Here is a 272-nt window from a genome sequence, read left to right as displayed (position 1 = left end):
TCAGTAAATATTATAACACCTCTTCTTTTTTGAGCTGCTTTTATTCTTTCCATTACTCCTTTAGGAAATCCAAATCCGCCTGTTGTTATAAGCTCTGCATCTAATGCTCTTTTAACAGCGGTTACGTCATCTCTTCCTTCTACTACTATTATTTCTTTTATCATATAAATTTCACCTTTTCCGCTCATTTTTAACTTAGTATCTTTATATTTTAAGCCTTATATGTATTTTTATCAAGTAAAAATAAAGCTATAGTACAATTATGCACCATA

The 272-nt window shown here is 29.4% G+C and carries 1 protein-coding gene; it reads right to left on the bottom strand.

All coding sequences use genetic code 11. The features are described from left to right. A partial coding sequence (locus G3997_RS11445; protein ID WP_442971214.1) for a toprim domain-containing protein occupies positions 1 to 164 on the bottom strand: 164 nt, incomplete at its 3' end. Positions 165 to 272: the final 108 nt, after the last annotated feature.

Origin of the sequence: Romboutsia sp. 13368 (genome assembly GCF_018336475.1) — a bacterium.
Classification (GTDB): Bacteria; Bacillota; Clostridia; order Peptostreptococcales; family Peptostreptococcaceae; genus Romboutsia.
Note: the sequence above shows the minus strand (reverse complement) of the source record. Positions and strands in the feature narration are given on the sequence as shown.